Origin of the sequence: Microbacterium protaetiae, assembly GCF_004135285.1 — a bacterium.
In the GTDB taxonomy this organism is placed as follows: Bacteria; Actinomycetota; Actinomycetes; order Actinomycetales; family Microbacteriaceae; genus Microbacterium; species Microbacterium protaetiae.
The window spans coordinates 1,965,377-1,981,639 of record NZ_CP035494.1; the positions used below are offsets into that span (position 1 = coordinate 1,965,377).

General features: G+C 68.3%; 12 protein-coding genes. 9 read left to right on the top strand and 3 right to left on the bottom strand.

The window, feature by feature from the left end:
• The first annotated feature begins 13 nt into the window (after positions 1-13).
• From ET475_RS09210 to ET475_RS09220, 3 genes are read left to right on the top strand one after another with little or no spacing between them, the layout of a single operon-like run.
• Positions 14-1,006, top strand: a complete 993-nt coding sequence (locus ET475_RS09210; protein WP_129388964.1) for a carbohydrate ABC transporter permease — start codon at positions 14-16, stop codon at positions 1,004-1,006.
• A 1-nt stretch (position 1,007) separates the two neighbouring features.
• A complete protein-coding gene (locus ET475_RS09215) occupies positions 1,008-1,907 on the top strand; it encodes a carbohydrate ABC transporter permease (protein WP_129388967.1) in 900 nt (299 codons plus the stop codon).
• The gene (locus ET475_RS09220) at positions 1,904-4,255 is read left to right on the top strand and encodes a beta-xylosidase/alpha-l-arabinosidase (RefSeq protein ID WP_129388970.1); all 2,352 of its coding nucleotides are present in this window, start codon (positions 1,904-1,906) and stop codon (positions 4,253-4,255) included. Before ET475_RS09215 ends, ET475_RS09220 begins: the two co-directional genes overlap by 4 nt.
• Before the next feature lie 432 nt (positions 4,256-4,687).
• Here the strand turns inward: ET475_RS09220 and ET475_RS09225 are convergent, their stop codons facing one another.
• From ET475_RS09225 to ET475_RS09235, 3 genes are all read right to left on the bottom strand, one after another.
• Positions 4,688-5,710, bottom strand: a complete 1,023-nt coding sequence (locus ET475_RS09225; protein ID WP_129388973.1) for a LacI family DNA-binding transcriptional regulator — start codon at positions 5,708-5,710, stop codon at positions 4,688-4,690.
• Between the two features lie 445 nt (positions 5,711-6,155).
• Positions 6,156-7,790, bottom strand: a complete 1,635-nt coding sequence (locus tag ET475_RS09230) for an MDR family MFS transporter (protein WP_129388976.1) — start codon at positions 7,788-7,790, stop codon at positions 6,156-6,158.
• A complete protein-coding gene (locus tag ET475_RS09235) occupies positions 7,787-8,425 on the bottom strand; it encodes a TetR/AcrR family transcriptional regulator (RefSeq protein ID WP_242497576.1) in 639 nt (212 codons plus the stop codon). Before ET475_RS09235 ends, ET475_RS09230 begins: the two co-directional genes overlap by 4 nt.
• A gap of 131 nt (positions 8,426-8,556) precedes the next feature.
• Here ET475_RS09235 and ET475_RS09240 point away from each other — a divergent pair, with 131 nt between their 5' ends.
• The 6 genes from ET475_RS09240 (at position 8,557) to ET475_RS09265 (ending at position 15,770) form a co-directional block, all read left to right on the top strand.
• On the top strand, positions 8,557-9,258 hold the full coding sequence (locus tag ET475_RS09240; protein ID WP_129388979.1) for a GTP pyrophosphokinase: 702 nt from the start codon (positions 8,557-8,559) through the stop codon (positions 9,256-9,258).
• 184 nt (positions 9,259-9,442) lie between these two features.
• Positions 9,443-9,931, top strand: coding sequence for a glutaminase (locus ET475_RS09245; protein ID WP_129388982.1), 489 nt, complete (start codon positions 9,443-9,445; stop codon positions 9,929-9,931).
• A gap of 55 nt (positions 9,932-9,986) precedes the next feature.
• On the top strand, positions 9,987-12,185 hold the full coding sequence (gene glgX / locus ET475_RS09250; RefSeq protein ID WP_129388985.1) for a glycogen debranching protein GlgX: 2,199 nt from the start codon (positions 9,987-9,989) through the stop codon (positions 12,183-12,185).
• A gap of 3 nt (positions 12,186-12,188) precedes the next feature.
• A complete protein-coding gene (treY, locus tag ET475_RS09255; RefSeq protein ID WP_129388988.1) occupies positions 12,189-14,618 on the top strand; it encodes a malto-oligosyltrehalose synthase in 2,430 nt (809 codons plus the stop codon).
• A gap of 77 nt (positions 14,619-14,695) precedes the next feature.
• On the top strand, positions 14,696-15,316 hold the full coding sequence (locus tag ET475_RS09260) for an RNA polymerase sigma factor (RefSeq protein ID WP_242497577.1): 621 nt from the start codon (positions 14,696-14,698) through the stop codon (positions 15,314-15,316).
• Complete coding sequence (locus tag ET475_RS09265; protein ID WP_129388991.1) at positions 15,306-15,770, top strand: hypothetical protein; 465 nt, start codon at positions 15,306-15,308, stop codon at positions 15,768-15,770. The genes ET475_RS09260 and ET475_RS09265 overlap by 11 nt, the downstream gene beginning before the upstream one ends.
• The last annotated feature ends 493 nt before the right edge of the window (positions 15,771-16,263 follow it).

Here is a 16,263-nt window from a genome sequence, read left to right on the forward strand (position 1 = left end):
TAGAAGAGAGCGTATGTCCACTCTCACCACCCCCGGGTCCGCGGTCGCCGCGGGCCCGGGGGCCTCCCCGAAACCACGCCGAAAGAACCGTAGCGACATCCGCAAGCGGGTGGAGATCGTCATCTTCGTCGGCCCGGCGCTGATCATCTTCCTCGGCTTCGTCGTCCTGCCGGTCGTCCTGGCCGCGGTCTACAGCTTCTTCAACCTGCCCGCCGCATTCCAATGGGACATGCTCAACGGGGATCGCTTCGTCGGCATCGACAACTACATCCGGGCGTTCACCACGCCGGAATTCATTAAGTCGATCGGCAACACGTTCATCATCGTGATCCTGTCGTTGGTCATCCAGGGTCCCCTCTCGATCGCCATCGCCCTACTGTTGAACCGCAAGATGAAGGGCCGCAGCATCTTCCGGCTGCTGATCTTCGTTCCGTATGTGCTGGCCGAAGTCATCGCCGGTATCGCCTGGAGGCTGCTGCTGCAGCCCAATGGCGGCGTGAACGCCATGCTCGAGGCGTTCGGTCTGGGTTTCTTGAAGCAGAACTGGCTCGCCGATCCGAGCATCGCACTCTGGACCATCTTCCTCATCATGACGTGGAAGTACATCGGCTTTGCCATCCTGCTCATGCTCGCAGGACTCCAGGGTGTTCCCGAAGAGCTGTCCGAGGCCGCCGCGATCGACGGCGCCTCGTGGTGGCAGATCCAGCGTTACATCACGCTGCCGCTGCTGGGACCGACCATCCGCATCTGGGCCTTCCTCTCGATCATCGGGTCGCTGCAGGTCTTCGACATCGTGTGGGTGACAGTGGCCCCCACCATCCGCCAGATGGCGACCGACACCATGGCCACGTACATGGTTCAGCAGGGTCAGTTCGCCGGTCAGCCGGGCTACGGCAGCGCCATCGCCGTCATCCTGTTTGTCATCTCCTTGGTCATCGCGCTCATCTACCAGCGCTTCGCGCTGCGCCGCGACCTGTCGGGAGCCATCACGAGAGGGGTGCGCTGAGATGTCCGCCACCACTGCCATCGTCACCGGAACGGACCACGCGCCCGCCCCCGCGCGGGCCGGTCGTCGCCGGTTCGACTGGGGAGCGCCGTTCGTCTACTTCATCGCCCTCCTGGTCGCCGCCGTGGCCGTCGGCCCCGTGCTGTATGTGATCATCGGCGGGTTCCGCACCACGGCCGACATCAACGCCAACCCCGGAGGATTCCCTTCGCCGTGGGTGCTGGACAACTGGATCCGTGTGCTGGCCAGCCCCCGGTTCTGGGGCAACGTGATGGCCAGCGTCATCCTTGCCGTCTCGACCACCGCCGGCGTGGTCGTGACCGGGATCATGGCCGCGTACGTGATCGCCCGGTACAACTTCCGTGGACGCCAGGGGCTGTACACGCTGTTCACCGCGGGACTCATGTTCCCGCTCACGGTCGCCGCGCTGCCGCTGACGCTGCTGCTGCGCACGCTGGGACTGCACGGCGGCTATCTCGGTGTGATCATTCCCGGCATCGCGTTCGCGCTGCCGACGACGATCATCATCCTCGTCCCATTCCTGCGCGCGATCCCCGAAGAGATGGAAGAGGCAGCCGTCATCGACGGAGCCAGCCGTATGCAATTCTTCTGGCGCATCATGCTGCCGCTGTCCATGCCCGGGCTGATCACCGTCGGCATCCTGGCGTTCGTGGCCAGCTGGAACGGGTATCTGCTGCCGTTGCTGGTGATCAGCACCGGAACACTGCCGCAGGAACTCTGGCCTCTGCCCCTGGGCGTGACCCAGTTCTCGACGCAGTTCTCGCAGGACACCGGCGCGGTGCTGGCCTACACGTCGCTGGCCATGATCCCGGCCTTGGCGTTCTTCCTCTCCGCCCAGAAGCGCATCGTGGGCGGTCTGACAGGCGCGGTGAAGGGATGACCCGGGTGGAAGTATCGCGTCGCGTCGAAGAGCTGATCGAGGCCATGAGCCTCGAAGAGAAGATCGCGCAGCTGTATGGCGTGTGGGTCGGTGCTGACGAGAGCGGCGGTGACGTCGCGCCGCACCAGCACGACATGGACAACGAGATCGACCTCGACGCGCTGCTGCCGTCAGGGCTCGGCCAGCTGACCCGGCCGTTCGGCACCAAGCCGATCGATGCGGCGCTGGGCGCCCTGTCGCTGGCGCGCACTCAGGAGCGCATCCGCACGGCCTCGCGCTTCGGTGTTCCCGCCGTCGCGCACGAGGAGTGCCTCGCGGGCTTTGCCGCGTGGGGCGCCACCGCCTATCCGGTGCCGCTGTCGTGGGGCGCCTCGTTCGACCCCGAGCTGATCGAGCAGGTCGGCCGCCGCATCGGTGACGACCTGCGCTCGGTCGGCGTGCACCAGGGGCTCGCACCGGTGCTCGACGTGGTGCGCGATGCGCGCTGGGGCCGCGTCGAAGAGACGATCGGCGAAGACCCACACCTGGTCGCCACCACCGCCAGCGCGTATGTGCGCGGGGTTGAGGCATCCGGTGTCGTGGCCACTCTCAAGCACTTCGTGGGCTATTCGGCGTCGAAGGCCGGGCGCAACCTCGCTCCGGTCTCGATCGGTCCGCGCGAGGTCGCCGACGTGTTGCTGCCCCCGTTCGAGATGGCCGTGCGTGAGACCGGCGTGCGCAGCGTCATGAACGCGTACACCGACCTCGACGGCGTGCCCTCGGCCGCCGACCGGGCATTGCTGACCGACCTGCTGCGCGAAGAGTGGGGCTTCACGGGAACCGTGGTCGCCGACTACTTCTCGATCGCGTTCCTCAAGCTTCTGCACGGATCGGCAGAGTCGTGGGCGGATGCCGCGGCCGCAGCACTGAACGCGGGCATCGATGTCGAGCTTCCCACCGTGAAGACCTTCGGCGAGCCGTTGCGTCGCGCGGTCGAAGAGGGTGTCGTGGACGGCGCCCTCATCGACACCGCGCTGCGGCGCGTGCTTCGGCAGAAAGAAGACCTCGGCCTGCTCGATCCCGAGTGGTCGCCGATTCCGCCGGCGCTGGCCGGTCGCGATCTGTCCGATCCCGAGGCGCTGCGCGGCACGATCGACCTCGACCCCGCCGAGAACCGCGCGCTGGCGGCGCGTCTGGCCGAAGAGGCCGTGGTGCTGGTGCGCAATGACGGCACGCTGCCGCTGACGCGGCCGGCGCGCATCGCGGTGATCGGCCCGAACGCCGACGACCCCTACGCCATGCTCGGGTGCTACTCGTTCCCGACGCATGTGGTCTCGCAGCACCCGGGCGTCGAGATCGGCATCCGCATCCCGACTCTGCTCGAGGCGGTGCGCGCCGAGTTCCCCGAGGCCGAGATCACGCACGTGCGCGGCACGAGCGTTGATGGCGGTGAGCGCGACGGCATACCCGAAGCCGTCGCGCTCGCCGCGGCATCCGATGTCGTGATTCTCGCCCTCGGCGACCGGGCCGGTCTGTTCGGCCGCGGCACCAGTGGCGAGGGCTGCGATGCCGAGTCGCTGGCCCTGCCGGGTGCGCAGCAGCAGCTGGTCGATGCGGTGCTGGACGCGACGGTGGATGCCGGAACTCCGGCGGCCCTCGTGCTGCTGGCCGGTCGCCCCTATGCGCTGGGTCGTGCCACGACCGAGTCGGCCGCGATCGTCGAGGCGTTCTTCCTCGGCGAAGAGGGCGCGACGGCGATCGCCGGCGTGCTCAGCGGACGGGTGAACCCGAGCGGTCGGCTGCCGGTGAGCATTCCGGCGACGATCGGTGCGCAGCCGTCGACGTATCTGGCGGCGCCGCTGGCGCGCGCCAACGACGTGTCGAACATCGACCCGACCGCGGCGTACCCGTTCGGACACGGGCTCTCGTACAGCGCGTTCACCTGGTCGGACCTGGCGGGTGACGTCGATGCCATCGGCACCGACGGAACCGTCGAGGTGTCGCTCGACGTCGCGAACACCGGCGCCCGTGCAGGTGCTGAGATCGTGCAGCTGTATCTGCACGATCCGGTGGCATCGGTGGTGCGGCCCGTGCAGCGACTGATCGGCTACGCGCGCGTCGTGCTCGAGGCTGGGCAATCGGCGCGGGTGCGGTTCCGCGTGTCGGCTGATCTGGCCTCGTTCACCGGACGCGAACTGCGACGCATCGTCGAGCCCGGCGAGATCGTGCTCAGCGCCGGACGTTCCAGTGGCGACCTGGCATCGTCGTGGACCGTGCAACTGACCGGCCCCGTACGCGAAGTCGGACACGACCGGACCCTCGCGCCCGACGTCGCTGTGGAGACCGTGGCTGCGGTGGTTGCGCGCTGACGGCGGTGCGGTGCCCGCGCGCTGACGGCCGTGCGGTGCCCGCGCGCTGACGGCGGTGCGGTGCCCGCGCGCTGACGGCGGTGCGGTGAGCATCGGCTGTCGCCACGGTTGACGGCCTGCCCGGCTGCCGCGACGGTTGACGGCTCGCCCGGCTGTCGCGACGGTTGACGGCTCGCCCGGCTGCTGTGGGCTGGTCCGGCTGTCGCTGGCCCGGCCCGGGGCATCCCTCTTGCGACGCTCACCATCTGAACCGCCAGGCGGTTCAGATGGTGAGTCGCCACGGACAGTACGTGCCGGGTGCCGGTGAGTCGCGCCATCCGGCCGAGATTAACCGCGCGAGGGACAGGACGACAGGGTGCGCCGTCGGCTGAGGTGCCGTGGACTGAGGCGCCGTCGGCTGAGGTGCCGCGCGGTTCCGAGCCGCAGCCCGGACTACGACGCGACCGCGACGGCCGCCGGGGCAGCGGTGCTGCCGCGCACGACCAGGCGGGTGGCGAGGTCCATGCGCAGTGTGTCGGGCTCGTGCCCCTCGGCCATGCGCAGCACCAGGCGGGTCGCCGACTCACCCATCTTTCGCAACGGCTGGTGCACAGTGGTCAGCTGCGGGCTGATCCAGCGGGCCAGCTCGATGTCGTCATAGCCGACGACGGAGAGATCGTCGGGCACCGAGAGTCCGACCTTGCGCGCCGCGGCGATGGCACCCAGTGCCTGCAGATCGCTGCCGGCGAAGATCGCCGTGGGCGGTTCGTCGAGTGCGAGCAGTTCGGCGGCCCGTGACTCGCCGCCCGAGGTGTGGAAGTCGCCGAACCTGATCCAGCGCGGGTCGATGTTCAGCCCCGCACTGTTCATCGCGCTGCGATAACCGTCCACCCGCGCGAGCGAGCACATCATGTCTTCGGGGCCGGTGATCGCCGCAATGCGGCGATGGCCCAGCTCGATCAGGTGGCGGGTGGCCATGAGGCCGCCCGACCAGTTCGCCGACCCGACCGACGGCACATCGGGTGAGGGGTCGCCGGCCGGATCCACGATGACGAACGGAATGCGCCGCGAGCGCAACTTCTCGCGATACGGCGCCGAGATGTCGGAGAACACGAGCACGACGCCCACTGGCCGCCGGCGCAGCACGCCATCGATCCAGTCCGGGGCGGGGGAGTGCCGGTCGCCGCTGACGGTGAGAACAACCGAGTATCCGGCTTCCTTCGCGATGCGCTCGACGCCCTCGATGACCTCCATCGACCAGCTGCTCTCGAGCTCGTGGAAGACGAGCTCGACGTACGGCGCACCCTGGGCGGAGGCGCGCCGCTGATAGCCGTGGCGCGACAATTCCTCTTCGACCCGCGCACGGGTGGCGGCTGCGACATCGGTGCGCCCGTTGAGTACCTTCGAGATCGTCGCCAGAGACACGCCCGTCTCGGCGGCGATGTCAGCCAGGGTCACCCGTGAGGTCTTCGCCATGTTTCGATCATAAAGGTCGAAAGTCTCGGCACCGGTCCGGCATCCCGTCTCCTCACGCGAGTTGTCCCCGCGTTGCGCGACCTGTCCTCGCGTTGCCCGAGTTGTCCCGCGTTGCCCGACTTGTCCTCGGGTTGCCCGAGTTGTCCCCGCGTTGCCTGAGTTGTCCTCGGGTTGCCCGAGTTGTCCCCGCGTTGCCCGACTTGTCCTCGGGTTGCGCGACCTGTCCCCGCGTTGCGCGACCTGCCCTCGCGTTGCCCGAGTTGCCCCCGCGTTGCCCCCGCGCTGTCCTCGCGTTGCCCGACTTGTCCTCGCGTTGCCCGAGTTGTCCTCGGGTTGCCCGAGTTGTCCTCGGGTTGCGCGACTTGCCCGCGTTGCCCGAGTTACCCCCGTGCCACGGCATCCCGCCCTCGACCGAGAACGGGATGCCGGCCGACGAGCGCGTGCGCTACGCGCCTGAGCCGTCGCGGTCGAGCACCGCGATCGCGCCGGTGGTCGCGGCCACCGTGTCGGCGCCGTCGATCTCCAGGCTCTCGGCGAGTACGTCGCCGCGGTCGATCGTCTTCTTCAGCGGGTCTTCCTTCACGAAGCACACCAGGACAGTGGCCACGAGCACCAGCGGCAGGATGAACAGGAAGATCGGCGTCAACGCGTCGTTGTAGGCCCCGATGATGATGTTGCGGATCGCATCGGGCAGCTCCTTGACCATCTCGGGCGTGAGGTTGTTCGTCGACCCCACCGCGCCCCCGGCCGATGCCGGCATCCGGTCGGTGAGCAGATCGAGCAGTCGCGCGGTGAACAGACCGCCAACGACCGCCGAGCCCAGCGATGCGCCGATCTGGCGGAAGTAGTTGTTCGTCGCCGTGGCCACGCCCACCTCAGATGCGGGGAACGTGTTCTGCACGACGAGCACGAAGATCTGCATGCACAGGCCCAGCCCCAGGCCCATCACGCCCAGGTACACGCACATGACCCAGACCGGCAGGTCGGCGGTCATCGTCGACAGCAGCAGCATGCCCACCGCCGTGACCAACGTGCCGGCGATCGGCGCCCACTTGTACCGGCCGGTGCGGGTCACCAGCGCCCCCGACACGATCGAGGCGATGAGCACCGTGCCCATCATCGGAATCATGAGCAGCCCCGACTGCGTGGCGTTGGCGCCGGTGACCATCTGTAGATAGGTCGGGATGTAGGCGAGCGTCCCGAACATCGCGACGCCGATCGCCAGGCCCGCGGCGGTCATCAGGTTGAAGTTGAGCTTCTTGAACAGGTGCAGCGGCATCACCGGCTCGCTCGCGCGCGTTTCGACGAACACGAAGGCGATGGCGGCGATCACGGTGCCCACGATCAGGCCGATGATCTGCGGCGAGCCCCACGCGTACCCGTTGGGTGCGTCGTGGCCGCCCCACGTGGTGATCAGCACGATTCCGGTGGATGCCACGGCCAGCAGTGCGATGCCCAGTACATCGAGCTTCACCTTGCCCTGCGTGGTGTGCTTGGGCAGGTGCAGGAAGAACATGGCCGCCAGGATCGCCAGGATGCCCAGCGGAATGTTCATCCACAGGCCCCAGCGCCAGCCGATCACGTCGGTGAACCAGCCGCCCAGCAGCGGGCCGGCGACCGATGAGATGGCGAACACCCCGCCCATGATGCCCATGTACTTGCCGCGCTCGCGGGCGGGAACGACGTCGGCGATGATCGCCTGGGAGAGGATCATCAGGCCTCCGCCGCCGAGCCCCTGCACCGCGCGGCCGATGATGAGCCAGGTCATGTCCTGCGCCCAGCCGCCGATGATCGATCCCACGATGAAGATCGCGATGGCGCCGATGAAGATGCCCTTGCGGCCCACGAGGTCGCCCAGCTTGCCGTAGACGGGCAGCATGATCGTCGAGGCGAGGATGTAGATGGTGATGACCCAGCTCATCAGGTCGACGCCGTGCAGGTCGCCGACGATCGTGGGAAGGGCCGTGCTGAAGATCGTCTGGTCGAGCGATGCCAGCAGCATCGTGACCATGAGGCCCGCGAACACCAGCAGGATGTTCCGGGTGTGATGCGGCTCGAGAGCCGGTTCGTTCTGGGTCATTTTAAGATTCCTGTGGTGTCGCGGACGAGGGCTGCCGTTCGGGTGTGCAGCAGCCGGGTGGATTCGGGTGTGGAGAGGTCGATACCGGCGTTGGTCAGCTCGATGATGCTGGCGCGCAGTGCGGCGCTGCATGCCATCATCGCTATCTGCGCGCGCTGTTCGGCGCTCGCGACGGTCCCGGTGCTCGGGCGCACACGCTCCATCAGCGACAGCACGCCCTCGGTGATCGGCTCGAGAAACCGGCCCATGTGTGCGAACTTGCGATGCAGCAGCTCGGGATGCTCGCGGATGATGCGGTGCCGCTTCTCGTGCAACTCGGGGTCGGGTGTGGAAACGACGCCGAGCAGCAACTCGATGATGCCGTCCAGCAGTGACGTCGGGCGCAGCTGGTCGAGCGTCTCGGTGACCAGCCGCCGGGTGTCGTCCTCGGTGCGGGTGCCCAGGATGGCGTCTTCTTTGCTGTCGAAGTAGTTGAAGAATGTGCGCGGCGACACCTCGGCGCGTTCCGAGACCGCGTCGATGGTCAGGGCGTCGAGCCCGCCGTCGAGCACTATCGTGACGGCCGCGTTCTCGAGGCGACGACGCGTCTGCTCGCGCTTGCGCTCGCGCAGTCCGGGAGTGGGAAGATCTTGCACTCGTGCAATCATCCTCACGCGGCATCCACTGCGCAAATGCAAACTTGCAGGAATGCAAGATTCTCAGTGGACTCGTAGGATGCGCTCCCGATGCAAACCCCACTGTCAGAGTCAGGCCGTACGGTGAGGCTATGCAGACCCCGTCTGATCTCGACGAGCCCGTGGAAGTGTCTCCCTCTCAGCTGCGCTCGGTGCGCGACGAATTGCAGCGCTTTCTGCTGCCGTACCGGTTCGGCCTGCAAGAGGTCTCGACCAAGATCGACATCTTGCGCGACGAGTTCCAATACATGCACGACTACAACCCGATCGAGCACGTCTCGAGCCGGGTGAAGACTCCCGACAGCCTCGTCGAGAAGGTGACGCGCAAGGGCATCGAGCCCGATTTCGACAGCATCCGTGCGCGCATCACCGACATCGCCGGCATCCGCATCACCACAAGCTTCACCGCCGACGCCTACCGGCTCTTCGACCTGCTCACCACCCAGCGCGACATCTCGGTGCGGCAGGTCAAGGACTACATCGCCCACCCCAAGCCCAACGGATACAAGAGCCTGCACGCGATCGTCGAGGTGCCGGTGTTCCTCTCGACCGGCCCGGTCAATGTGCCCGTCGAGGTGCAGTTCCGCACGATCGCGATGGACTTCTGGGCCAGCCTCGAGCACAAGATCTATTACAAGTTCGACAGTCAGGTGCCGCAGGATCTGCTGGATGAGCTGAAGGATGCCGCAGACTCGGCCGCCCAACTCGACGCCCGCATGGAGCGCCTGCACCGCGAACTGCACGGCGGGCAGCGCCAGATCGAGGCGGCCCCCGACCGGGTCATCACGGTCTGACGCGCGACGACCGGCCGGGCCTCGGTTCCGGGCTGTTCGCGTCGCGGCCGTTCAAAACTCACCTCATTTGGCACACACCGCGCACCCGGGCCGCGGAATTCCGCGGCCCAGCCGCCCTCGGGCGCGCAGATTGACGGAGTTCTGCACGCCTCGGCGGCGGCACCGGCGCTATTACGCTGTCTCAGTGGACGTTGCACAGCTGTTGGATGCCGCCCGGCGGCGTCTTGCCGGCGTCGGCCAGGAGCGGCTCGGCGAGTTCGTGCAGCCGCGTCGCGTGCTCGGCATCACGCGGGCGCCACGCATCGTGCCACGACAGAGCATCTGGCACGTGGGCGCGCTGCTGCTGGGTGCCGATGCGGTGTACGCCACGGGCGAGATAGTGCGGGCCCGCGAAGAGGTGCGCCGCGGCTTCACGGCCGAGTCGCAGCGTGAGCGCGCGGCCCTGGCCGGCGCCGCTTTTCGCGGCGGATTCGCCGAGGGCGAGGTCGTGCACCTCGGGTGGGAGCCGATCGATCTCGATGCGCTGGCGCGGGGAGAGGCATCCGGTCCGCTGCGGGTGGTGGGCGGCGTGCCGATGATCCGCTGGAGCATCGCCGGCGCAGAGGCCGAGCTACATCGATATCTCGATGAGCGGGTCGAGCTGCTGCGGCATCCGCCCGCCGGCACCACCTGACTCCGCCGCGAGAGGCGGCCGGGGTACTCTGGAGCGGACCAGGGAGGGGATGCCTGTGGAATCATGGCCCGGAACGGCCTATCCACTGGGGGCGACGTACGACGGCAACGGCACCAACTTCGCGTTGTTCAGCGAGGAAGCGCAGCGCGTCGAGTTGTGCCTGTTCGATGACGACGGCGTCGAGACCCGCATCGACGTGATCGACGTGGACGGATACGTCTGGCACGTCTTTCTGCCTCACATCGCGCCCGGGCAGCGGTACGGCTATCGCGTGCACGGCGAATACGATCCCGCGTCGGGCAAGCGGTTCAACCCGGCCAAGCTGCTGATCGATCCCTACGCCAAGGCGGTCGAAGGGCAGACCACCGACGGGCAGGCCCTGTTCGGCTACGACCTCGACGACCCGACGAAGCGCAACGACGACGACTCGGCCGATTCGACGATGAAGTGCGTCGTCATCAACCCCTACTTCGACTGGAGCGGCGATCAGCTGCCGCGCACACCGTACTCCGAGACCGTGATCTACGAAGCGCACGTGAAGGGGCTGACGCAGCGGCATCCCGACATCCCCGACGACATCCGCGGCAGCTACAGTGCCATCGCGCATCCCGCGATCATTGCGCACCTGCAGCGACTGGGCATCACCGCTATCGAGCTCATGCCCGTGCACCAGTTCGTCAACGACACGATCCTGCAGCAGAAGGGGCTGTCGAACTACTGGGGCTACAACACGATAGCTTTCCTCGCGCCGCACAACGAGTACTCCTCGACCGGTCAGCGCGGCCAGCAGGTGCAGGAGTTCAAGGCCATGGTGCGGGCGCTGCACGCGGCCGGCATCGAGGTCATTCTCGACGTGGTCTACAACCACACCGCCGAGGGCAACCAGCTCGGCCCGACGCTGAGTCTGCGCGGCATCGACAACGCCGCCTATTACAAGCTCGACGAGAAAGAGCCGTCGGCGTACACCGACTACACCGGCACCGGCAACAGCCTGAACGTCAGTCACCCGCACACGCTGCAGCTGATCATGGACTCGCTGCGCTACTGGGTGCTCGAGATGCACGTCGACGGATTCCGCTTCGACCTGGCCTCCACTCTTGCCCGCGAGTTCTATGCGGTCGACCGGCTGAGCGCCTTCTTCGACATCGTGCAGCAAGATCCGGTGATCTCGCAGGTCAAGCTCATCGCCGAACCGTGGGATGTCGGCCCCGGCGGGTACCAGGTGGGCAATTTTCCGCCGCTGTGGACCGAATGGAACGGGCAGTACCGCGACACCGTGCGCGATTTCTGGCGCGGCGAGCCGCAGGCTCTCGGCGAGTTCGCCTCGCGCCTGACCGGGTCGAGTGATCTGTATGCGCACTCGGGGCGCCGACCGGTGGCATCCGTCAATTTCGTGACCGCCCACGACGGTTTCACGCTCAGCGACCTCGTCTCGTACAACCAGAAGCACAATGCGGCCAACGGTGAAGACGGCCGCGACGGCACCGACGACAACCGGTCGTGGAACTGCGGTGTCGAGGGGCCCACCGATGACCCCGAGGTGCTCGCGCTGCGCGCGCGGCAGCAGCGCAATTTCCTGGCGACGCTGCTGCTGAGCCAGGGCGTGCCGATGATCTCGCACGGCGACGAGCTGGGTCGCACGCAGCAGGGCAACAACAACGCCTACAACCAAGACAACGAGCTGAGCTGGGTGGACTGGGATGCCGCCGACCGGCCGCTCATCGAGTTCACGGCCCGGCTCTCCCAGCTTCGTCGCGAGCACGCGACCTTTCGGCGCCGGCGGTTCTTCGACGGGCGCCCCATTCGGCAGGTCGGCGGTGAGGCGATTCCCGACATCGCGTGGCTGCGGCCGGACGGCACGCAGATGCAGCCGAAAGACTGGGATTCGGGGTTCGGGCGCGCGATCGGCGTGTTCCTCAACGGCGAGGGCATCGGAGAACGGGATGCCCGGGGCCGGCCGATCACCGACCGGCATTTCTTCGTGCTGTTCAATGCCGGCGACGATCCGGTCGACTTTCACATTCCCGATGTGCGCACCAGCCCGAACTGGGACCTGCTGGTCGAGACCGGCGCGCACGGCAACGGTGAGCACCCCGTCAAGCCGGGGGGCACTGTCACGCTGCAGGCGCGGTCACTGGCCGTGCTGGGCGCGCACAGTGAAGAGGCCACCGATCTCGAGCACTCCGCCGCGGCGTCGGTCGCGCAGGCGCTACCTGCGCGCACGGACGACTCACCCACGACCGCCGAGGGGTAGCCCGTGACGCGACATCCCTCGTCGACGTACCGCCTGCAGATCCGGCAGACGTTCGACCTGGATGCCGCAGCCGAGCTGACCGGCTACCTGTGCGATCTCGGGGTCGGGTGGGCGTATCTGTCGCCGCTGCTTCAGGCCACGAGCGGGTCGGACCACGGGTACGACGTGGTCGATGTGTCGCGCGTGGATCCCGCGCGCGGCGGCGCCGCAGGTCTGGCGCGGTTCGCCGCGGCCGCGCACGAGGCGGGGCTCGGCATTCTCGTCGACATCGTGCCGAACCACCTGGGGGTGGCAAGGCCCACGCAGAACCCGTGGTGGTGGGACGTCTTGCGTCGCGGGCGAGCCTCGCGCTATGCCGAGGCGTTCGACATCGACGCGGAGTTCGGCGGCGGACGGGTGCGGTTGCCCGTGCTCGGCGACCCGCACGACGCCGCTGCCGTGCGAGTGGATGCCGCGGCCGGCGTTGCGCGGTACGGCGATCATGTACTGCCCTTGGCCGACGGCTCGGCCGATGACGGTGCCGATGTCGCGACGGTGCTGGGCCGTCAGCACTGGGAACTCGTGTTCTGGCGCGACGAGGCCACGGCGCTGAATTATCGCCGCTTCTTCACGATCTCCAGCCTCGCGGCCGTGCGCGTCGAGGTGCCGTGGGTGTTCGATGCGCTGCACGCCAAGGTGCTGCGCTGGGTGCGCGAAGGCATGGTCGACGGTGTGCGCGTCGACCATCCCGACGGCCTGGCCGACCCCGGCGCCTACCTCGCGCGGTTGGCGCGGGCGCTGCGCGAGGCGCGTGCCGGCTCGGCACGTGCCGGCGCCGCTGACGCTGACGCTGACGCTGACGCTGACGCCGACGCTGACGCTGACGCCGACGCCGACGCCGACGCCGACGCGTACATCGTCGTCGAGAAGATCCTCGAACACGACGAGACCCTGCCCGACTGGTGGCAGACCGACGGCACCACCGGCTACGACGCGCTCGCCGAGATCGATCGGGTGCTCGTCGATCCTGCCGGCGAAGCACCGCTCACCGACCTCGATGCCCGGCTGCGCGCCGAGACCGGTCTTCGTGCGGTGTCATGGCCACAGCTGGTGCACGATGCGAAACGGTCGGCAGCTGACACCGTGCTGCGCGCCGAGGTGCGCCGGCTCGTGCGATGCCTGCCCGAGCCGATGCGCACGCCCGATGCCGACGACGCGCTCGCCGAACTGCTCGCGTGCTTTCCGGTGTACCGTACCTATCTGCCCGCCGGGCGGCGGATTCTCGCTGAGGCGGTGGCTGCGGCATCCCTTCGTCGTCCCGATCTCGCGACCACTCTCGCCCTTATCGAGCCGCTGCTCGCCGACAGGGCGAACGAGCTCGCTCGTCGGTTCGAGCAGACGACCGGGGCGGTGATGGCCAAGGGCGTCGAAGACGCGGCGTTCTACCGCTTCACGCGTCTGAGTTCGCTGACCGAGGTGGGCGGTGATCCCTCGGTGTTCGCACTGTCGGTGCCGGCTTTCCATCGCGCGCAGCAGCGGCGCCAGGCCTCGTGGCCGCACACGATGACGGCGCTGTCGACCCACGACACCAAACGCAGCGAGGATGTGCGGGCGCGGCTGGCTGTGTTGGCCGAGCTGCCCGGGGAGTGGTCCGCGACGCTCGATCGGCTGCGTGCGACGGCCTCGACCGGGCATGGACCGTTCGACGCGCTGCTCTGGCAGGCGATCGTCGGCAGCTGGCCGGCGACGGCCGAGCGGCTGCACGCCTATGCCGAAAAGGCCGCGCGCGAAGCGGGCGAGCGCACGAGTTGGAGCCAGGTGGATGCCGCGTTTGAAGCCCGTGTGCACGCGGTGGTCGACGCAGCCTTCGACGATGCTCCCGCGGGTGCGCGGGCGATCGTCGAGGCGTTCGTGGCGCGCATCGCCGGTCCTGGGTGGTCGAATGCGTTGGCGGCGAAGCTGCTGCAGCTGGCTGGCCCCGGCATCCCCGACCTCTATCAAGGCTCCGAGCTGTGGGACCTCTCGCTGGTTGACCCCGACAACCGTCGACCGGTCGATTTCGGAGCGCGTCGCAGGCTGCTCGCCCGGATCGACGACGGGTGGATGCCGCCGGTCGACGCGTCGGGAGCAGCAAAGCTGCTCGTCGTCTCACGCGCCCTGCGGGCGCGGCGTGATCGCCCCGATCTGTTCACGCAGTATCGGCCGGCGACGGTGGTGGGCCGGGCAGCCGAGCACGCCGTCGCCTTCGATCGCGGGGGTGCTGTTGCGGTGACGACCCGGCTGCCGGTGGGCCTTGCCGCGCGCGGCGGGTGGGCAGACACGGCGCTGCTGCGCCGGGGCGGGGCGGCCGTCGATGTCTTCACGGGCCGCAGGTTCGAGCCGGGCGAGGTGCCGCTGGGTGTGCTGCTGGCCGACTATCCGGTCGCGCTTCTGCTGCCGGACGCCCGTGAATGACCTGCAGAAACTCGTCGATTGTCATGTATCAGGCCGACGGGTACCGTCCTCTCGCAGATGTGGAGACAATTGTCTATGTGACATCCCTTGATGAGCCGGCCGCTGCCGCCGCGCCCGCCGACGGCGAGCCGACGCGCTGGGAGCGCGCGGGCGCGCTGTTCGCTGCCTGGCGCGACGGCGACACCCGTGCGATGGACGAGTTGGTGCGGCTCATGACCCCGACGCTCTGGCACGTCGTGCGGGCGTACGGGGTCGATGCCGCACTGGCCGAAGACGTCGTGCAGACCACCTGGCTCACCCTGGTGCGCCGGCACGAGACCATCACCGAACCGCGGGCGGTGTCGGGGTGGCTGACCACGACCGCGCGACGCGAGGCCTGGCGCGCGGGCAAGTCGCAGCGGCGGGCCGACGTCACCGAGACCGAGGAGCTCGAACCCAAGCTGCCGACGGCCGAGTCGGCCGAGGCATCCGCCGCCCGCAACGATGAGGCGCAGCGCCTGTGGAGCGCTGTCGCACAGCTGGCCGAGCGGTGCCGGCGCCTGCTGCGGGTCGTCGCGTTCGATGACCGCCCCGACTACGCCCGCATCGCGAAGGACCTGTCGATGCCGGTCGGTTCGATCGGCCCGACCCGACAGCGCTGCCTGGCCAAGCTTCGGTCGCTGCTCGGCGACGAGGGGGCGATGGCTCATGGCGCCTGAGGATGTCGCCGCCGACGCGGCGCTGTTCGCACGATTGCGCGCGGCGTGGGAAGAGCGCGACCCCGTGCCGGCCGGCCTCATCGATCGGATGGTGGCCGCCGTGGCCGTCGAGGACCTCACCCGCGAGTACGCGCTGCTCACGCTGGTCGAGGGCCAGTACGCCGAGGTGCGCGGCGAAAGCGACACGGCGACGCTGCAGTTCAGCGACGGCGAGACGAGCGTGCTGCTGCACATCGCCGCCACCGAGGGCGGCGATCACCGCATCGACGGGTGGGTGGATGCCGCGGTCAGCGAGGTTCGCCTCGTGCAGGGTGAGCGCGAGAAGAAGACTGAGGTCGGTGAGCACGGCCGATTCGCGTTCGACGGGGTGCGCGCGGGGCTGGCGCGGGTGCGGCTGACGGTCACCCGCGAGGGCGAGTCGACCGAGTTCCAGACGCCGCAGTTCGAAGTCTGAGCGGTCGGGGCGGTGCGGGCCGCCCCGACCGGGTCATTCTTCGTCTTCGACGGTGAGGGCGTTGACGGCGAGTTGCGGTGACAGTGCGGCCAAGACGGCAGTGACTGCCGGTGGGACGCCGTTTGTGCTTGTGAAGGGCATGATGGTTCCTTCGTTTTTGGAGAGTGGACTCCATAACAGTTCCACCACAATGGCCGCCGCGCAATGCCTACCAAGCGAGGTGACAGCGGTTGCGCGAAGATGGGTGAGTGACCCCGACCGCCGCCGAGTTGCACCGTCATGCTGTGGATCAGAGCATCCGCGGGCGTTTCGCTGGTGCGGAGCGCACTCTTCAGCGCGCTGAGAAGCTGTCGGACGACGCCGATGTACGGGCTCGCATCAGCGGCACGCGAGCGTTCATCTTGCTGCGCACGGGAAAGCCCGCGCAAGCGGAGGCACTCTGTCGGGCAGCGCTGGACGGCACCGGGGTAAGCGACACGACGCGCGCGGTATT

What these genes read in the sequence shown, in the direction of transcription:
- ET475_RS09210 (WP_129388964.1), top strand. Translation starts at nt 14, where the DNA reads ATGTCCACTCTCACCACCCCCGGGTCCGCGGTCGCCGCGGGCCCGGGG.
- ET475_RS09215 (WP_129388967.1), top strand. Translation starts at nt 1,008, where the DNA reads ATGTCCGCCACCACTGCCATCGTCACCGGAACGGACCACGCGCCCGCC.
- ET475_RS09220 (WP_129388970.1), top strand. Translation starts at nt 1,904, where the DNA reads ATGACCCGGGTGGAAGTATCGCGTCGCGTCGAAGAGCTGATCGAGGCC.
- ET475_RS09225 (WP_129388973.1), bottom strand. Translation starts at nt 5,710, where the DNA reads ATGGCGAAGACCTCACGGGTGACCCTGGCTGACATCGCCGCCGAGACG.
- ET475_RS09230 (WP_129388976.1), bottom strand. Translation starts at nt 7,790, where the DNA reads ATGACCCAGAACGAACCGGCTCTCGAGCCGCATCACACCCGGAACATC.
- ET475_RS09240 (WP_129388979.1), top strand. Translation starts at nt 8,557, where the DNA reads ATGCAGACCCCGTCTGATCTCGACGAGCCCGTGGAAGTGTCTCCCTCT.
- ET475_RS09265 (WP_129388991.1), top strand. Translation starts at nt 15,306, where the DNA reads ATGGCGCCTGAGGATGTCGCCGCCGACGCGGCGCTGTTCGCACGATTG.